Genomic DNA, 18,009 nt, shown 5'->3' on the forward strand with positions numbered 1-18,009 from the left:
ATTATATACATGCTCACAGCTGACCGCCTGAAGACGGTGGTTTTAACCCTGACTTGAGACTAATTAAAACGATATAATAGAGCCCCAAATCATGGCAGATCCTGAAAACAATCAATCCAATTCTGTTGAGACGGCTATCAACACCACTGAAGCGCATTTCAAATCAGCTGCGGAATGTCTGATTTCCCAACCTTTGCCAAGCTGCACCATTGTCATCTTCGGCGCTTCAGGAGATCTCACCTCAAGAAAATTGATCCCGGCGCTGTTCAATCTGTTTATCAACCGGAGTCTGCCCAAAACCTTTTCCATCGTGGGTTGCAGCAGGTCGGAAATGACCCATGAAACATTTCGAGTCAATATGAACTCCGCCTGCTCTGGGCTTAAATGTTCCCCCGGAGATTGGGATCGATTTGCCGAAAATCTATTCTATGTTCCGGTCCAATATGATTCAAACGAATCATTTACAAATCTGGCAACATTTCTCACCGATCTTGACCGGAAAAAAGACACACGCGGCAATCGCATGTTTTATCTGGCAATCCCGCCAACCCTGTATCCCGGCGTTTCCCAGATGATCGGCCAGGCAGGGCTGGCCATCGAGAATCAGAGCGAAAACGGCTGGGCGCGCATCGTTGTCGAGAAACCATTCGGCAGAAACCTTGCCACCGCCCTGGAACTTGACCGGATTCTGCACAGCAACTTCAAGGAACACCAGATCTTCAGGATCGACCATTACCTGGCCAAGGAAACTGTCCAGAACATCCTGATGTTACGCTTTGCAAACGCTATTTTCGAACCGATCTGGAAAAGAAACTACATCGATTATGTCGGGATCATTGCCGCGGAAACCCTGGGAGTCGAGCACCGGGCCGGATATTATGAACAGGCCGGGGTACTCAGGGACATGTTCCAGAATCATATGAAACAGTTGCTGGCGCTCACCGCCATGGAGCCGCCGTCAATCTTTCAGGCCGACCGGGTCCGGGACGAAAAAGCCAAGGTATTCCGCTCATTGCGGCCATTCACCAAAGGCACTGTTCGGGAAAACCTGATTCTCGGCCAATACGGTGCCGGGGAAGTCGACGGCAAGAAGGTGCCGGCATACCGCGCTGAACCCGGGGTCGCCAAAGACTCAACAACCCCGACATTCGGACTGATGCGTCTGTTCGTTGATAATTGGCGCTGGCACGGGGTGCCTTTTTATCTTGCTTCCGGCAAGAGACTCAAGGCCAAGGACACCCGCATCGTCATCCAATTCAAGGAAGTACCCCATTCATTGTTTCGCGAACTTCTGGGTGATTCGATTATCGCCAACCGCCTCAATCTTGGTATTTACCCCGAAGAGAAAATATCGCTCACCTTTCAGACAAAAAGCCCCGGCGCAAGGGTCTGTCTGAGATCGGTTACCATGGATTTTAATTATCATCAGAATTACAGCGGCCCGCAACTTGATGCCTATGAAAAAGTGCTCCTCGACTGTATTCTGGGCGACCACATGCTTTTCTGGCGCCAGGACGGCGTTGAGCTTGCCTGGTCGTTTCTTGAGCCGGTGCTGGATGAATGCGAGGCCTGTGGCGGCATGGAAGACATTCTTCAAAATTATCCTTCAGGAAGCTGGGGCCCTGACTCAGCCCATGAATGGATGCGCTTGATTCTAGGTGAGTGCTGAGTGCTGAGTGCTGAGTGCTGAGTGCTGAGTGCTGAGTGCTGAGTGCTGAGTGCTGAGTGCTGAGTGCTGAGTTAAAAATAATTCATCTTCAAAATGATTCAACATTTATCGCGACCATTAAAAAATTATGAAATTCCATTATTTTGCAGATCTCGAAGAAAGCAGCAAGGCCCTTGCGGCGATGATTGTCCGCGATAATGAAAAAGCCATCAGGGAAAAGGATTTTCATACCCTGGTGCTCACCGGCGGCAACACGCCCCGCCTGCTTTACACATTACTGGGTTCAGAACCATTTTCAAAAAAGATCAATTGGCAAAAAACCTTTCTGTTCTGTGGCGATGAAAGATTTGTGCCTTATGATCATCAGGAGAGTAATTACGGAATGATACATGAAACCCTGCTTGCCAACATATCAATCCCTGCTCACAACATATACCCCATACCGGCCTTGGAAAATTCCCCGGAAAATACGGCCTTAATGTATGAAACAATCCTCAAGGAATTCTTTCATAAAAAAATGGGACCCACCGTTTCTATTGATAACTTTCCAGTCTTTGACACCCTGCTTTTCGGCATGGGCGATGACGGCCATATCGCCTCGCTTTTCCCCGGCACCCCGGCCCTTGAGGAAACCAAAGCCTGGGTAACTCATGTCTTGCCGCCGGATTACGTCCGACCGGCACTGCCCCGTATCACCCTGACCCTCCCGGTGATAAACCATGGGCAGGCGGTATATTTTCATATTTCAGGGAAAAAGAAACTCGGGATTGCCCAAGCCATCAAAGATAACCCGGAAGCTGCCGCCAAAAAATATCCGGCAGCCAGAGTACGGGATGCAAAAAGTATTTCCTGGTTAATCGTTCAGTAAAAACCTTCTACGTAAAAACTTTCCTCCGATTGAACCCAAAATCCGTGCGGTTGAAATAACGTTTTTCACGGCGACTTTGCGCCCGGCCCGAATTCCGAAGCGATCAGGCCCAACGGGTGCGTGACAGGAAGTCACGCATCGACGAACCCGCAGGATGCGGGATTTTGTCGACCAGCGCCGGAGTTCGGATGAGCCGAAGCACTTAAGCCTGAAGAACGTCACTTCAACCCTGGAGATGTATTAAGAATCACAAAAGATAAAAAAATGTTTTCTATAAACACTAATCAAGATGCTGGAACAAGTATCAGTTCAGGAATGAGGATTTTTTTTCGAGATCAGGTAAGCGAGTTTACGAGACTCCGAGAACTGCGAAAAAAGATAAGCGCAGACATCGAAAATACTTTTATGGATTGGCAATAACCAGGGAAAGCCAGGTGGCGACAAACAACGTCAGGCTGATCAGGCCGTTCATCGTGAAAAAAGACATCTGAATCCGCGAAAGGTCCTTTGGATTCACCACCAGGTGCTGATAGGACAGCGCCCCGGCAGTAAGCACAATGCCGATATAATAAATATAGTTCAACTGCATCTGCATGCCGGTGAGGATGAACATTACAAAGGCCACGACATGCAGAAACACCGCAAACCTGAAGGCATTCTCCCTGCCAAATCTTGAAGGAAGGGAAAAAAGCCCGGCATCCTTATCGAAATCCGCATCCAGACAGGCGTATACCGTATCAAATCCGGCAACCCAGCAGATCACCCCGATGCACAACACAAAGGGAAACCCTTCAATTGCGCCCTTAACCGCCACGTAACCGCCCAACGGTGAAAAGGCCAGGGCAACACCCAGAACAAGATGACAGAGCCAGGTAAAGCGCTTGGTGAGCGAATAGAGATAGGTCAGACCCAGAGCAAAAGGTGAAAGGATCAGAGTCAATTGGTTGAGCATGTAACAGGCAAAGAAAAACAATGCGGCTGAGAGGACTACCATGGACCAGGCCTCAACCAGACTGACCGCGCCTGCAGGGATTGCCCGGTCCGCGGTGCGGGGATTTATCTTATCAAACTCGCGGTCAACAATACGATTAAATCCCATGGCACTGGTCCGGGCGCCGATCATGGCAAGGACTACCCAGCCGAATACGGCAAAGCCCGGAACTCCACGTTCCGCAAGAAAAGCACCCATAAAGGCAAAGGGCATGGCAAAAATCGTATGCTCGAATTTGATCATCTCAAGCATTATGGATATTTTTTTAATCATTTCTATTGTTCCCGACTATTCACTCATCCCTATTTACTCAAGGTCATTAATTTTAGAAATTTTTTTCAAAACGAACCGCAGAATATCGAACAAGGAATATCCAATTTCGAAGTGTTTTCTTTTACTTCTGCAGTTCTATATTCCTTATTCGACATTCGACATTCTCTTTTCAACTAACAAGCGCCCTTAAGTTAACGACACTCACTATTCACTCTTCACTCAGCACTATCCTCATCCCCCCAGCGTTTTACTCCCTGCACATCAATGCCCAGCTGGTCAGCCAGGCGGCCGGCAAAGGCACGGGCCATTTCTTGAATTGACTGGGGTTTATGATAGAACGACGGCATCGGCGGACAAATCATTGCCCCGGCATCATGGGCTTTGAGCATGTTTTGCAGATGCGTCCTGTTTAAAGGCGTTTCGCGCACCGCAAGAATAAGGGGCCGTTTTTCCTTGAGGCAGACATCCGCAGCCCGATGAATGAGATTTCCTGAAATACCGTTGGCAATGGCGGCAAGGGTTCCCATGGTACAGGGCAGGACAATCATGGCGTCAAACCTGGCTGAACCGCTGGACATGGGGGCGGCAAAATCATTGATATCATACCATCGAAAAACCGGGCCTAAGGAATCAACATCTTTGCCCAGCTCCAGTTTGAGCACCTGTCTTCCGGAGTCGGAAATGATCCCGTGAATCTCCACCTTACAATCCTTGACAAGGTCGATGAATTCAACGGCATACAGACTGCCGCTTGCACCGGTAATCGCCAGAATCACCTTTTTCATTTTATTTCACCCCAACATAAATGGTTACCACCCCGAAGGTGAGGGGCCGGGTATACACTTCTGCAAATCCGGACTTTTTCATCATCCCCATTAATTCCTCCGGCTCGTAAAAGGCGGCAATGGAACTTGCCAGATACTCGTAGGCCTCATGGTCTCCGGATACCAGCCCGGCTATTTTGGGGAGAACGTTATTCAGATAAAAATTATACAAAGGCTTGATAATGCAATTTTTCGGGCGGGAAAACTCTAAGATAAGCAATTTACCCGTTGGCTTTAGCACACGATACATTTCGTTTAAGCCTTTCTGGGTCTGGGAAAGATTTCTCACGCCAAAGGCCACGGTGATTCCCCAGAAGCTTTCACTCTTTGCCGGCAGCTCTTCGCCGTCACCGCATACTGGAAAGATCCTGTTGCGCCGCGAGTCTTGAGGCATTGTCCTGATTCCGGCACGAAGCATATCTTCACAAAAATCCATTGCCACCACACGACGCCCCTTTGCCTGCCGGGTTAATTCAAGGGACAGCGGCAAGGTTCCGGCGCAAAGATCAAGAACCTCACCATCGGGAAATTCTTTCAGCAACTTGGTGGTCACCCAACGCCAGTAACGGTCGATCTGAAAACTCAGCACCGAGTTCAAAAAATCATATTTTTTACTGATGGAAGAAAATTTCTCCCGGACAAATTTCTTTTTTTCTTCAGGACTTTTCATGAGTTATCCACAAATTGTTATAGGCAGGCAATGAGTTTGCGCCTCGCCTCGCTTGATCAAATAATCAAAAAACAGTTCCAGGGCCCGGCGTTTTTCCGGGCCGAGATCATATTCTAGACCTTTTAAATATTCAAGACAGGCAGAAGCTGACATGGGAATTTTCGGCGCCGCCTCTCGGCTGATTCTCTCGATATCCTGCTGCCCTTCACGGACACAGCGCAATAATTCCTGATGGATCTCCAACACACAATCAGGATCCTTCCGGCAAAAATCCCTCCGCACCGCCCAGACCGCAAAAACAAAGGGCAGCCCGGTATGTTTTTTCCATATTTCACCTAAATCCAGCTGCACCGGATATTCATCAGCCTGCTTCATCCTCAACGCCTGATCGCCGATTGCCAGCACCGCAGTTGGAGAAAATGCTCCGGCAGCTGCGGAGATCTGATTCTTCGTCGCTTCCGAAGGCATCACATAGATTGGCTGCTGCCCATAAAATTCCTCAAGAATTATCTTCACCAGCCCCACCGAGGTCTGGGATTGCGCACTTAATTGAACAATTTTTCCGGTTAATTTTTCAGGATTTTCCTTTGAAAAAAGGAATACGCTGCCCACCGAACCGGTGGCGCTGATGGAAAGATCACTTAAAATTTTATACTGGTCAGGATGAATTGCGTATTCGTGTGACGAGACAAAACCAAGATCAAGTTCATCTTCAAACAACATGCGGTTCAATTGGGTGGGAGGAGCCTCGGTGACCTTCCACTCCGGTCTATTAACGGTCTGGATCCAGACGGAATACAGCGGCGCGGTATTGATAAAATTCACCATGCCGATCCTGGCGCGTATTTTTGCAGAAGGAGTATTCATCAGGGTGCCGTTCGCCCTTCAAGCCACTTAACTTGGGCGGTTTCTGCTGCCGAAACCAGAAATTCAAACACATCATGACGACGCAATCCAGGGCTTTGCACACATAATAGCGCCGCATTTTTACCGGCCTCAAGACTTCCGTATATCCTGTCAAGTCCCATTGAATAGGCACCGCCTTGCGTGGCCATGGCAAATATAATCTGCGGATCAAGTCCGGAATGATCCTCTTTAAGCATCCGCATCTCCCGCCAGATGCTCAATTCCTGATTACTGGCAAGGCTGTCAGTGCCTAAAGCCGGGAGTATCCCCGCATCTATATATTTTGTCGCCGGAGCTTTTCCCACCCCAAGATACCGGTTGCTTGCCGGGCAGAGGCAGACCCGCGTCTGGTATTTTGCAAGAATTTCTATTTCCTGTTGACCAACCTGCACCCCATGAACACAGAGCGTCCCTTTATCCAGTATGCCCAATTTTTCAAGATAGCGGACCGGACTGCAACCGGGGGGCACAAAAGTACCGTCCCAGGCACCGACGTCTTCAAGAAATCTTCTGATGCTGCCGCTGCCATCATTTAAAAACTCTGTCTCTTCAAGGGATTCCGCCACATGGATGGGATATATATGCCGCCGGGCAATGGCGCGCTTTTTCAACCCAATAATCAATTCAGGGCTTGCCGAATAAGGGGCATGGGCGGTGCAGTTTATTTCATCGGTCAAGGCGTACATCTGCTGGAAGGCTTTTTCCTGTGCTTCTCTTGAAAGGCCGATCAATTCCAGAAAAAATCGGGTATCAGTCCTGGCATTACAGGCATACAAATAGCTTTCAAGGAGATTACCAATGTCAGCTGCAGCAATGCATCCTGAATCATAAAGAGCGGCTGCGGCCTGGCAGGACGCAGTTTTGATCACATCCTCGGACCATTCCAGATTCCTGATGCTGATCAATTTTCGAATCCATTCGACAATATCGGCAAATCGCTTCCGGGTATCATCTTCCCAGCCCAATTCAGCAAGATGGGAAAGCTCGAGATGCACATGGGCATTGATCAGACCGGGAGTCAGGATACCGTCGCATTCTATGACCTTGTCGTAGACCGCGAGATCAGCAACCTCGCCTGCGGCAATAATCAGGCCGTTTTCACAAACCACACCGCCGTTTTCAATCAATGGCTTATGATCAGCCATGGTTGCCAGCCACTGGGCGCGATAAAGAACTTTCATGATAATAGCCTGCGTTAGCCGATTAAGGTGTAATCCATGCATCGCTGCCTGGGTTCAAAGCCTGCGGTCTCAACAAGTTTTCGTATTTCCTGTTCTGTCAGTCTGAAACTCACACCGGTTGCTGCAACTACATTTTCTTCGATCATTGTGCTGCCGAAATCATTGGCGCCGAAAAACAATGAGACCTGGGCGATTTTTGGGCCCTGGGTAACCCAGGAGGCCTGAATATTCGGAACATTATCAAGGAATATACGAGACAGGGCAAGAGTTCGGAGATAGGTCATGCCGGTTGCGGTGGGGAGATGATCAAGCACGGTATTGGCCGGCTGGAACGGCCATGGGATAAAGGCGGTGAAGCCGCCGGTCCGGTCCTGAAGATCACGGATTCGAGTCAGGTGCTCCAGGCGTTCTTCCATGGTTTCGATATGGCCGAACATCATGGTTGCAGTGGTTCGCATGCCCAGATTATGAGCCTCTTCCATGACTCCGATCCACTGATCGGCCGAGCATTTTCGGGGCGAAGTCTCCTTGCGCGGCCGATCAGACAGTATTTCCGCCCCGCCGCCGGGGATGGAATCAAGCCCTGCCTTCATGAGTCTTACCAGGACGTCCTTTACTGGCAATCCGGAAAGCTCGGCAAAATGGCAGACTTCAGGAGGTGAAAAACCATGGATATGAATATCATAGCCTTTGATAAATTTGAGCATGTCTTCATAAAATTCTAAGGGCTTATCAGGATGCAGGCCACCCTGGAGAAGAATCTGGGTACCGTGTAATGCCTTGGTTTCTTCAATTTTTTCACCAAGTTCTGCAAAGGTCAGGACCGACCCTTGCGGATCATCCGGGGCCTTGAAGAACGCACAGAATTTACAGGCCGATATACAGATATCAGTGTAATTGATATTTCGATCGATGACATAGGTGACAATGGGCTCGGGATGCAGCTTTTTTCGGATGGAATCCGCCAGAAAACCCAGTTGATAAAAATCAGCATCCCGGGCAAGCACAAGCGCATCTTCAACAGTCAAACGCTGGCCATCTTGAACCGTATTAATTATTTGTTGTATGGTCATTTCAGCACCGCATTTAATTTAATATTTAGCATGAGACAATAAAATTAATATGTTGTAATTACGTTATAAAGCGTGTCTCTCTCAATCGGAGTCCTACCGGCCTCCCTGATCATCCGGATAAGATTATTCCGGCCAAGGGCCTGATCTGATTCACCGCCCGCCATCCTGGTAATTTTTTCTTCTTTCACCGTACCGTCCACATCGTCCGCACCAAAGGAAAGCGCCACCTGCGCAAGCTTTGGACCAATCATCACCCAGTAGGCTTTGATATGCGGGAAGTTATCAAGAAAGCATCTGGCAACCGCAATGTTTTTCAGATCATCGATGCCGGTGGTTTTTGAAAGCTCAGACATCTGCGTATTTTTAGGATGAAAGGCCAGGGGGATAAACGTCAGAAAACCGCCGGTCTCGTCCTGAGCATTACGAAGCATTTCAAGATGCTCCACCCGTTCGTGGGTCCTCTCAATATGGCCGTAGAGCATGGTGGCGTTGCTGCGCAGTCCCACCCGGTGTGCGGTTTTTGCAATATCAATCCAACCCTGACCGGATAATTTCCTTTCACAGGTGAGCGCTCTAATTCTTGGGCTGAAGACCTCGGCGCCGCCACCGGGAATAGAGCCCAGGCCTGCATCCATGAGTTCTTTCAGGGCTTCTTCCACCGATTTCCCGGCAAGGCCTGCAAGATGGGCAATTTCCACACAGGTGAATGCCTGGATATGAACAGCGGGCCGCACGGCTTTAATTGCCTGTAACGCATCAAGGTAATAGCTGTAAGACAGATCCGGATGAATGCCGCCCACCATATGAATCTCGGTAATCGGTTCATCAAGGCGTTCTTTCACTTTAGTGGCAATCTCATCGATTGACATTTCATAGGCAAGGTCGGATTCTTTATCCTTGCCAAAGGCGCAGAATTTACAGAGGTTGGTGCAGATATTTGAATAATTGATATGCTGGTTATAAATAAAATAAGCATTGTTGCCATTTATTCTTTCGCGAACAATATTTGCCAGATAGCCTACGGCAAGCACATTGGAATTTTCATAGAGTTCGACAGCATCAGCGCTGGAGAGTCTTTCATTGTCCCGAATTTTGGCAAGGATCTCTCCTAAGCCGGCTTGTTTGATAATTTCATCCACAGTTCTTCTCCTTTAAGAAGGCGATAGCCCATCCTGCAGCACCTTGATGAGTGCATCAATTTTTGCTTCAAGCTGCCGGGCAGAAATTTTTGAAAAACCAAGCCCTCCGTCAAGATACGATTGCGCATATCCCTGAAGGAAGCGATCCATAATCGCGTCAATAACAAATACCGCAGTCTGATCATCAAGATCAGACCTTATTTCCCCAAGGTCTTTTGCCCTTTGGCATAGAGGACCGAAATATTCCTGAGAAAAAAGCCTGACCTGGGAAATCAATTCTTCCCGATTGGGAACACCGGGCTCAAAAAGAACCTTCAGATAGATCTGATAATAATCAGGGTGCTGGTCGATGAATCGGATTCCCGCACACAGGACTCTTTTAACCATCGTAAAAAAATTATCCGGGGCAGGATTTGATGGCGCATCTTTGACAGCAAGCCTTACCAGATTGGTGAACCGTTCGAAAATGAATAAAAAAATGGCCTCTTTATTCTTGAAATACTGATACAAGGATCCCTTGGCAATACCAAGCTGCCTTACAATGTTGTTAAGGCTTGCCCCCTGGTAACCGTTGCGGGCAAACTCATGCACGGCTGCATCGATGATCCGCCAGCGCTTATCTTCAGGAAGATTCCTGAAGGTATTTTTTTCATTTATTAAAATTGTTGAATCCATATTGTGACCAGGTGGTCACAATAGTAGTAATGGATAATTCTGGCAAGTATTTTTAAAATAGTCTCGGAGACAGAATAAATTCTGTCTGAGGGGTAAACTTACTATCCAAATAGCAAAACTAAAAAAAAATTGCCCGCATCGCAACAAGCACGATCAAAATCGAAAAACCTTAAAAAATCCCACCAATACAAACTGAACAAAGTAGATAGGTTACATGCATGACACCCTTCGGAGGAGTGCTTTTTACGAGGCGGGCATAATTAACTATTGACAATGGTGTATTGTATTTGGTTGAGTATATTATTAGGTAGTAATATAGTATTTCTTACAAAACCGTATGAATTAACACAAACTAATTTCCATAGGAGACAACCTATGAATCCCGAACCAGCAATTGCAGCAAATATAGAACGCAGATGGCATAAAAGATTCAAAGCCAAAGGGCACGCCTTTGCGGTCATCACCACTCCTGATTCCGTTGAGCTTTGTCACATAATTGACATCAGCAGCACAGGGTTATCATTTCGTTATTTTGCCGACAGCCCGGAATTAAATGATGAATTTCAGAAAATTTCCATCCTTTTCAGTGAGAATTTCTACCTTGAAGGTGTTCCGGCACAATCCGTATCCGATCGCAAAATCGACACCAAATTACCGCATATCATCAAGATGCGAAGGCGAGGAATCAAATTCGGCGACCTTGACAAGGAACAGATATCTCAGATTCAGTACTTTATCCGGCACAATACTGCTGGTATCTGCTGATAAAAAGCCTCGCAAATTCCCTTCAGCCGCAAACCTAATCCTCTTGAGTCAGGATTCCTGACTCTTCTATCCATTGCACCAGGCGATCCATCCCTTTTTCCGTCGATACTGTTGGTTCATATCCCAAATCATTTTTTGCATTATCAATGGAAAACCAGTGAGACTTGGCAAGCTGTTCCGCTAAAAAACGCGTCATAAGCGGCTCGCCCAGAAAGGGGAAAGTCTTGTACACCCCTTCAAGAATCATCCCACCGAGATATGCCTTTTTGAATGACACTTTTTCTTCCACCTCGAGAATCCCCACTCTTTTAAAAAGTGAATTAATCCATTCCCATAAATTCAGCGGATTGCCCTGTGAGATGAAATAGGCCCTGCCTGCAGCCGTGGCCTTTGATTCAAGGTTCTCTGCTGCGAGCAAATGTGCAGTGGCGACATTATCTATGTAGGAAATATCAACAAGATTCCCACCGGAACCGACCTGCTTTAACAATCTGTGGCGACCTCGATCAAGGAGCCTGGGGATAAGATTGGTATCGCCCGGCCCCCAGACAAGATGCGGCCTCAACGCAGTGGTGCGAAGCTGATCGGAATTGACCGCAAGCACCATCTGCTCGGCAACAACCTTGGTGTGCGCGTAATTGCACAAGAATTTCCGCGCATAGGGAAATGTCTCATCCACGCCGCAAAGGTCAGTGCCGGTGAATACAACGCTTGGAGTGCTGGTATAGACAAGTGTTGGTATATTATTCTTCCGGCAGGCGGAAATTACATTACTTGTTCCAATGACATTCGGTGTATAAAACGCATCCCAGCTGCCCCAGATTCCAGCCTTGGCCGCAACATGAAACACGGTATCGGCGCCCTTAAAAGCTTTGACCAGAAAATCCCGGTCCCTGATATCCCCTTGCAGTGTCCGAACCCCCATTTTATTCACTTCAGGATAAGGGTTCCTGCCGATCACAACCGGCTCAATACCTCTTTGGACAAGCTGTTTAACCACGGCAAACCCGACAAACCCGCCGCCGCCTGTGACTATTGCTTTTTTCATAGTATTAAAACCTACGTTGATCCTTCTCAACCTGTTGAAACGACTTCCCCCTCTCACCCCTCATCACTCATCACTCATCACTATTTTATCCGCCGCCCACACGGCAAGTTTCTCTCTGAAAATCTTGGCATTATGCCGGATATCAACCGGAAACGACGGATGAATCAAAAAGTTCCGTATCGGCCGGGTGATGTCGTACTGGTTTGCCAAACCCAGCAGTTCTGTAAAAAATGCCGCCCTGTTTGCTATCTTTTCATGGGGCTCGACTATCAATACCGGGGTCTGGTTGCCCCACTCACCTACGCCGACCAACGCGGATCGATACACTTGAGGATGGTTGTTAAAAATCGCCTCGCAACAGATGGTAAACATCGTTTCTGTTCGGGTGATAACCCGGTGCGCCTTGCGGCCGCAGAACCACAAACGACCTTCATTGTCCATATACCCCGTATCGCCGAGCCGGTGCCAAAAGGTGTCGCCGTCCCTGATCTTAGCCAAGGCGTTTTCCCTGGGGTTGTTGTCATACTCCCGGGTGACCACTTCCCCTTTGACGACAATCTCTCCGATGGAATCAGCAGACAACACCGTATCATCGTCCCAAGCGACAATGGCATCATCTGAAATCGGCAGAATTCGTATGTCGTTTCCCGGCAGAGGTCTCCCTACGCATGTTCCCTTGCCTTTCATGGTCTGCGGCCAGGTTCCAGATAATATTTCCGATCCGGTCATCGAAACGATGGGCAGGCTCTCGGTTGCACCGTAGGGGGTGTGAATCTCCGCATCCGCCGATACAATCCGCTTTACACGTCCAATGAGCTCTCCTGAAACCGGCGCTCCGGCCATAAGAATTTTCTTGAGGGATGGAAGCCTGATACTATTTTTAATACAATAGCCACTGACCACATTCCAGATTGCCGGAGAACCGAAGGAATAGGTGACGTTGTGTTTTATGATGGTCCTGATAAATTTTTCAGGATTTACCTGTGCCGGGCGGGCGGGGTTCATATCCGGTATTACAGAGCATGCGCCAAGGGCTGCGGAAAACAACGCAAAAAGCGGAAATGCCGGCTGGTCGATATCATCAAGAGTAATCCCGTAATAATCCCTGATAAGTCCCAACTGAGCCAGGAAGACCCCGTGTTCATACCGAACTCCCTTGGGCGGGCCGGTGCTGCCGGTGGTAAAGATTATTGCCGCAAGATCAGTCTTTTCGGAATGTACCGCAGGGAAACTGTGCTCTGCCGGATCAGTAATGCTTTGAAGTGATTTACCGAATAATCCAAAAGATGACCCCACACAGATATTCAGTTGGACTGTATCGAAATGACGTGGAAAAAATGTCTTGAAAATATGCGCCATGGGTATGCCGATAAACACTTGCGGTTTGACCGAACCCACACATCCAAGGAGATTTTTATACCCCATGCCCGGATCAATGAGAATTACCGGGGCGCCAAGCTTAAACAGCGCAAAAGTAAGGCTGATAAACTCAATGGAAGGCCTGACCATGAGCATCACCCGGTCACCGCGCTTGACACCCTGCACGGCCAAAGCAAAGGCATACGCCCGGGAAAGACGGTCCAACTCCGCAAAGGTAAAACTCCTGGAACCATGAATCAAGGCAAGCTTGTGAGGATAATCCCTGCTTATTTCCTGTAGCGGTTGGGCAATGTTATAATTCATTGTGCTTTGCAATCCTTGATGGGCTCTTAGATAAGGAAGAGTAACGAAACTTCGAAAAGCTGCTGTAGCAGAAATTCCGCCACATAAAATCAACATGTTAAAAAGCAATAAATCGATAAAATCAGTCTTTTTAAGATTTCATCAATTCTTGTTATAGTAGATTGAACCCGCAGGGGTCTGGGCATTGAACATAAATAAGCAAAAAAAAGCAACCAGCATGGCGACGGGGAGAACAGAAAACATCCAAAGAAAAACAAAAGAAATGATGCAATCCTTTGACAGACTGATTGGATTGAATGTATATTTGAAATAAAATTATCACCCTTTTTCAAATCAGCCTTCATGACTGAACGGCGAAAAAACCTACTCATTACATAAGGGATCACAATGCCATCGGATCAGTCCCCTGAAACTCTCACAAAAGCGATTGAAAAACATCTAAATAGTAAACTTAAATCATCATTTGCCAAATACGACCAGTCCATTGATGACTTAACTACCCCGCTGAAATGGAAGCCTCTGGTCCTGGTTATCGGCAATTTTTCGTCCGGGAAATCCACCTTTATCAACGAACTTCTCGGCATGGATGTACAGCGCACCGGTCAGTCGCCCACCGACGACAGCTTTACCATCCTGGCCCACCCGGATGACAGCCCCACCAATGAAGACATGCCCGGGCGGTCGGTGGTTGCCGACAATCGCCTGCCCTTCATGCCGATCCGGGTTTTTGGTGAAAGCCTTCTCTCGCATATCAAACTCAAATGCATTGACTCGCCGATCCTTAAAAATCTTGCAATTATCGACACACCGGGAATGCTTGATTCGGTTACCGAAAAGGATCGCGGCTACGATTATCTCGGGGTTGTTGGAGAATTATCCCGGCTTTCGGACCTTGTCATTCTCATGTTTGACCCACATAAGGCCGGAACCATCAAAGAAACCTATAAAGCTATAAGAAGCACTCTTCCCGGCTCCACCGGCGAGGACCGTGTGCTCTATGTTTTAAACCGAATTGATGAATGCGAAAACACCACCGATCTGGTGAAATCCTTCGGCACTCTTTGCTGGAACCTTTCACAAATGACCGGCAGAAAGGATATCCCTCGTATTTACCTGACATTTTCACCAGGGATGCGGGAGACCCACAAGGATTTTGAGACATATACCAACGAAAGGGAGGAGCTCAAATCCGCTGTACTGAACGCCCCTAAAATGCGTATTGACCATATATTTGAAGAAGTAGATCGCGGCGTTCGCGAACAAGGCCTTCTGGTTGAAGCGCTGCAGGCTTTTCAATCAGTTTTTTTCAGTAAAATTCAAAACCTCCTGCAATACGGCTTTCTCGCTGTTATAATCCTTTTCTTTTGCACCGATGTGCTACTCAATCTTTTCACAGAATTTCCGGAATCAACCCTCATCGCAAATATTTTGAACGGTTCGGTCACACTGGAAAACTTTCTGATCCCAACAATCAGCTCAGCTCTGGTGATTTTCCTTGTTTCAATTATTATCCGACGCTTTATTTACCCGAAGCATCTGATTACGACAATTCATGACATTGATAATCTCCTGGCCCTTGAAACATCCTATAAAAAAGACCTCTGGGACCGCGTACGAGGAAGGATTCTTACAATTCTTGATAATACCCCGACGAAACATCTTTTTAAAAATCACCGCAGCACCCTGAAAAAAATCAAGCGGTTTACAACCAAAGACTTACCAGAATTCTCTAAACGCTTCCGCAGTTGATTGTCGCTTTTTTTTGCCAGGGAAGAAATGTTATACCCTATGGGGAAAAGACATTGCGGACCAGAAGGAATCTAATTAAATTCGGTATACTAAGCGCTGTTGCAGCAACGAGTAGCCTTGCCTTTCTCAGGCTCTATCAAAAAAAATATAAGGTTCGAGAAATCCTCCATTACCCCGCCCCTCTCCTTCGAAATAAATCCGACCCGGTAGAAATTATCGACAAAAATACCATTGTGTTAAGTCAGGAAATGCTTGCCACTCTCAAGTACCGAAATCTTATTGATTTCTTCACAAAAGCAACCCTGCACAAAGGAATTTCAGCCCCTCAGGTTGGAGTGTCAAAAAGGCTGTGCATCTGTATTATTGAGGGAAGATTTCACGTCCTGATCAACCCTGAAATCATTGATAAACAGGGCAATTTTCATTCCATGGAAAACTGTATGTCATTACCCGAACACGGATCACTATATATCACCCGATCCAATTACATTAAAGTCAAATATAAAAGCCTTGAGAATAATGAAATGATACTGGAACTGCGCAATAAAAACACCGCCCTCGTGGAACATGAAATTGATCACTTAAACGGCATTCTCTATATTGACCATCACAGTTTTTCATGCTGAAAAAATATTCTGCTCAGAATGAGAATTCGGCTAATATTTATTATTGAAACTCACTGTTAAAAACTGATAGCATACAAAAGTTTCCTGCATTTTTTTATTAAATCTATATTAGGAGGTAATTAATGGAGAAAAAATATCTTAAACAGGTTCTGACCGGCTTGAGCGTCGCAAGCCTTGTTGCCGGGATAGGAATATTGCCTTCACCGGCAATCGGTGCCAGCGGCTGAGGCAGTGGCTGCGGCGGAAAGCGAAAGAGTGCAGGTAGCACTCAACAAATGGAAATTGAGGCCCAGGAGCAAATTGAAGAAGGTGGTGTAGCTCCCGGGTATGACCAGGAAGTACAAGAAGATGAAGCAGCTCCCGGTTATGACCAGGAATTACAAGAAGGTGAAGAAGTTCTCGGCAACGAACAAGAAATAGAAGAAAATGAAGAACTCCCAGAGGACTCTGAGAGAGACGATCAGAAAGAGTAACTTCAATAGAGTATTAAAGAAAAGGGCGGGAGCCATATGAAGGAACCCGCCCTTTTGCCTGCATAAAATCGTTTAGCTTGTAATCCCGTAGGAATCAATCCACTTTATAAAAGGCATTGGCGTTGGCGCCGCAGACAGGGCAACGAGCCGGCGCTTCATTTTCATGGGTATGACCGCATACGGTGCAGACGTAATAATCGCATTCCTCCATGTTTTCCAGATTATCCATGGCATTCTGATAGAGTTTGGCATGGGTTTGCTCCACGTCATTGGCATACTTAAAGGTGCGGACAGCTGATTTATTGCCCTCCTCTTCGGCGGTCTTGATCATATCCGGATACATATTCATAAATTCATGGGTTTCACCGGCAACTGCTTCCTTGAGATTTTCCATGGTTGAGCCGATTCCTTTTAAAGCTTTGAGATGTGCGTGGGCATGGATGGTTTCAGCCTCGGCCGCTGCCCGAAACAACTTGGCAGCCTGGGTATGCCCCTCTTTGTCGGCCTGTTTTGCAAAGGCAAGATATTTCCTGTTTGCCTGTGATTCTCCGGCAAATGCCTCCTTGAGATTATTTTCCGTTTTGCTCATGGGTTCTCTCCTTCATTCTTTGTGCCCCTTGGAAACAGACACTGATTAAAACCGTCAATTTTGTCGGTCTGGTAGATAAGCGGGTGTATCGAGCCTTGGAAATGCGCGAGTTTTAGTCGTCGGCTGCTTTGCAAGCTGACTGACGCGTATTCCTTTTTGGCTTATTGAAATCATTTAGGGGCGATAAGTCAGATTTGGACTTTTTTCAACATCAATAAATTCAGATTTTTTCAAAATATTCTTTTTCAGCACCGCATTTTGGACAGACCCAGTTATCCGGCAGGTCTTCAAAAGAGGTTCCCGGTGCAATACCGTTTTCATAATCACCTTCAGCAGGGTCATAAACATATCCGCAGGGGCATTCGTATTTATCCATTTTTCATTTCCTCCAGAATTATTGTTTTCTGTTTAATCCATTGTTTCCATAATTCGTCCGCAACAGAGTGGATATTCCTGGCCGGATTTAATATTCATGTACTTATTGCAGATTGCGCAATAGACCGTACAATCAGTCACCACCTCCACTGACGACCACTCTGTTTTGCCTCCCGGCAGGCCTTCAATGACAAATCTTGCAAGGTTTTCCTTAGTTGGGACAAATTCACCGATGGGATTAAGACGTTTATTGTCTTTGACACAGTCTACGATTATCCTCCATAAAACTTCAAGGGAAGATGTCTCCTGTGCATTTTCAGGGCGCAACTCAACAACATTTCGATCGACATTAATTTTCATACCAGCCTCCAATTATTAATAATAATTATTACTAATAATAAAATAACAACCGGTATTGTCAAGATAAAAATA

General features: G+C 47.0%; 18 protein-coding genes and 1 pseudogene. 6 read left to right on the forward strand and 13 right to left on the reverse strand.

From position 1 onward, the window contains the following. Window positions 1–91 precede the first annotated feature (91 nt). Together zwf and pgl are read left to right on the forward strand one after the other, a co-directional pair. Window positions 92–1,669: a glucose-6-phosphate dehydrogenase gene (gene zwf, locus KKE17_10870; protein MBU1710495.1), complete on the forward strand. Its 1,578-nt coding sequence runs from the start codon at window positions 92–94 to the stop codon at window positions 1,667–1,669. 127 nt (window positions 1,670–1,796) lie between these two features. Further along, complete coding sequence (gene pgl, locus KKE17_10875; protein ID MBU1710496.1) at window positions 1,797–2,537, forward strand: 6-phosphogluconolactonase; 741 nt, start codon at window positions 1,797–1,799, stop codon at window positions 2,535–2,537. A gap of 403 nt (window positions 2,538–2,940) precedes the next feature. Here pgl and ubiA read toward each other — a convergent pair whose 3' ends face one another. From ubiA to KKE17_10915, 8 genes are all read right to left on the reverse strand, one after another. After that, the gene (gene ubiA / locus KKE17_10880) at window positions 2,941–3,801 is read right to left on the reverse strand and encodes a putative 4-hydroxybenzoate polyprenyltransferase (protein ID MBU1710497.1); all 861 of its coding nucleotides are present in this window, start codon (window positions 3,799–3,801) and stop codon (window positions 2,941–2,943) included. Window positions 3,802–4,016: 215 nt separating this feature from the next. Then, entirely contained in the window at window positions 4,017–4,586 is a 570-nt protein-coding gene (locus KKE17_10885) for a UbiX family flavin prenyltransferase (protein MBU1710498.1), read from the reverse strand. Between the two features lies 1 nt (window position 4,587). Next, window positions 4,588–5,295 carry a bifunctional demethylmenaquinone methyltransferase/2-methoxy-6-polyprenyl-1,4-benzoquinol methylase UbiE gene (gene ubiE, locus KKE17_10890; protein MBU1710499.1) on the reverse strand — a complete coding sequence of 236 codons (708 nt, stop codon included), beginning with the start codon at window positions 5,293–5,295 and terminating at the stop codon, window positions 4,588–4,590. A 3-nt stretch (window positions 5,296–5,298) separates the two neighbouring features. Further along, on the reverse strand, window positions 5,299–6,162 hold the full coding sequence (locus KKE17_10895; GenBank protein MBU1710500.1) for a menaquinone biosynthesis protein: 864 nt from the start codon (window positions 6,160–6,162) through the stop codon (window positions 5,299–5,301). Next, window positions 6,162–7,382: an amidohydrolase family protein gene (locus KKE17_10900; protein MBU1710501.1), complete on the reverse strand. Its 1,221-nt coding sequence runs from the start codon at window positions 7,380–7,382 to the stop codon at window positions 6,162–6,164. The genes KKE17_10895 and KKE17_10900 overlap by 1 nt, the downstream gene beginning before the upstream one ends. A gap of 14 nt (window positions 7,383–7,396) precedes the next feature. Continuing rightward, entirely contained in the window at window positions 7,397–8,455 is a 1,059-nt protein-coding gene (gene mqnC, locus KKE17_10905; protein ID MBU1710502.1) for a dehypoxanthine futalosine cyclase, read from the reverse strand. Between the two features lie 44 nt (window positions 8,456–8,499). Next, window positions 8,500–9,594: an aminofutalosine synthase MqnE gene (gene mqnE, locus KKE17_10910; protein MBU1710503.1), complete on the reverse strand. Its 1,095-nt coding sequence runs from the start codon at window positions 9,592–9,594 to the stop codon at window positions 8,500–8,502. Window positions 9,595–9,606: 12 nt separating this feature from the next. Continuing rightward, on the reverse strand, window positions 9,607–10,269 hold the full coding sequence (locus KKE17_10915) for a TetR/AcrR family transcriptional regulator (GenBank protein MBU1710504.1): 663 nt from the start codon (window positions 10,267–10,269) through the stop codon (window positions 9,607–9,609). A gap of 375 nt (window positions 10,270–10,644) precedes the next feature. Between KKE17_10915 and KKE17_10920 the strand changes: the two genes are divergently transcribed. Further along, window positions 10,645–11,034 carry a PilZ domain-containing protein gene (locus KKE17_10920; protein MBU1710505.1) on the forward strand — a complete coding sequence of 130 codons (390 nt, stop codon included), beginning with the start codon at window positions 10,645–10,647 and terminating at the stop codon, window positions 11,032–11,034. A gap of 34 nt (window positions 11,035–11,068) precedes the next feature. Here the strand turns inward: KKE17_10920 and KKE17_10925 are convergent, their stop codons facing one another. Both KKE17_10925 and KKE17_10930 read right to left on the reverse strand, forming a co-directional pair. Continuing rightward, complete coding sequence (locus KKE17_10925; protein MBU1710506.1) at window positions 11,069–12,082, reverse strand: NAD-dependent epimerase/dehydratase family protein; 1,014 nt, start codon at window positions 12,080–12,082, stop codon at window positions 11,069–11,071. A 63-nt stretch (window positions 12,083–12,145) separates the two neighbouring features. Further along, the gene (locus KKE17_10930; protein ID MBU1710507.1) at window positions 12,146–13,765 is read right to left on the reverse strand and encodes an AMP-binding protein; all 1,620 of its coding nucleotides are present in this window, start codon (window positions 13,763–13,765) and stop codon (window positions 12,146–12,148) included. 387 nt (window positions 13,766–14,152) lie between these two features. Between KKE17_10930 and KKE17_10935 the strand changes: the two genes are divergently transcribed. From KKE17_10935 to sbtA, 3 genes and pseudogenes are all read left to right on the forward strand, one after another. Then, on the forward strand, window positions 14,153–15,514 hold the full coding sequence (locus tag KKE17_10935) for a dynamin family protein (GenBank protein MBU1710508.1): 1,362 nt from the start codon (window positions 14,153–14,155) through the stop codon (window positions 15,512–15,514). A gap of 53 nt (window positions 15,515–15,567) precedes the next feature. Beyond that, window positions 15,568–16,140: a peptide deformylase gene (locus KKE17_10940; protein MBU1710509.1), complete on the forward strand. Its 573-nt coding sequence runs from the start codon at window positions 15,568–15,570 to the stop codon at window positions 16,138–16,140. Between the two features lie 122 nt (window positions 16,141–16,262). Beyond that, window positions 16,263–16,613 (forward strand): annotated as a pseudogene (sbtA, locus tag KKE17_10945) (selenobiotic family radical SAM modification target peptide). Window positions 16,614–16,707: 94 nt separating this feature from the next. Here the strand turns inward: sbtA and KKE17_10950 are convergent. The 3 genes from KKE17_10950 to KKE17_10960 form a co-directional block, all read right to left on the reverse strand. Then, the gene (locus tag KKE17_10950) at window positions 16,708–17,202 is read right to left on the reverse strand and encodes a rubrerythrin family protein (protein ID MBU1710510.1); all 495 of its coding nucleotides are present in this window, start codon (window positions 17,200–17,202) and stop codon (window positions 16,708–16,710) included. Between the two features lie 220 nt (window positions 17,203–17,422). Continuing rightward, the gene (locus tag KKE17_10955) at window positions 17,423–17,578 is read right to left on the reverse strand and encodes a rubredoxin (protein ID MBU1710511.1); all 156 of its coding nucleotides are present in this window, start codon (window positions 17,576–17,578) and stop codon (window positions 17,423–17,425) included. A 32-nt stretch (window positions 17,579–17,610) separates the two neighbouring features. Continuing rightward, the gene (locus KKE17_10960) at window positions 17,611–17,937 is read right to left on the reverse strand and encodes a hypothetical protein (GenBank protein MBU1710512.1); all 327 of its coding nucleotides are present in this window, start codon (window positions 17,935–17,937) and stop codon (window positions 17,611–17,613) included. Window positions 17,938–18,009 lie beyond the last annotated feature (72 nt).

The organism is Pseudomonadota bacterium, assembly GCA_018823135.1.
Lineage (GTDB): Bacteria > Desulfobacterota > Desulfobulbia > Desulfobulbales > CALZHT01 > JAHJJF01.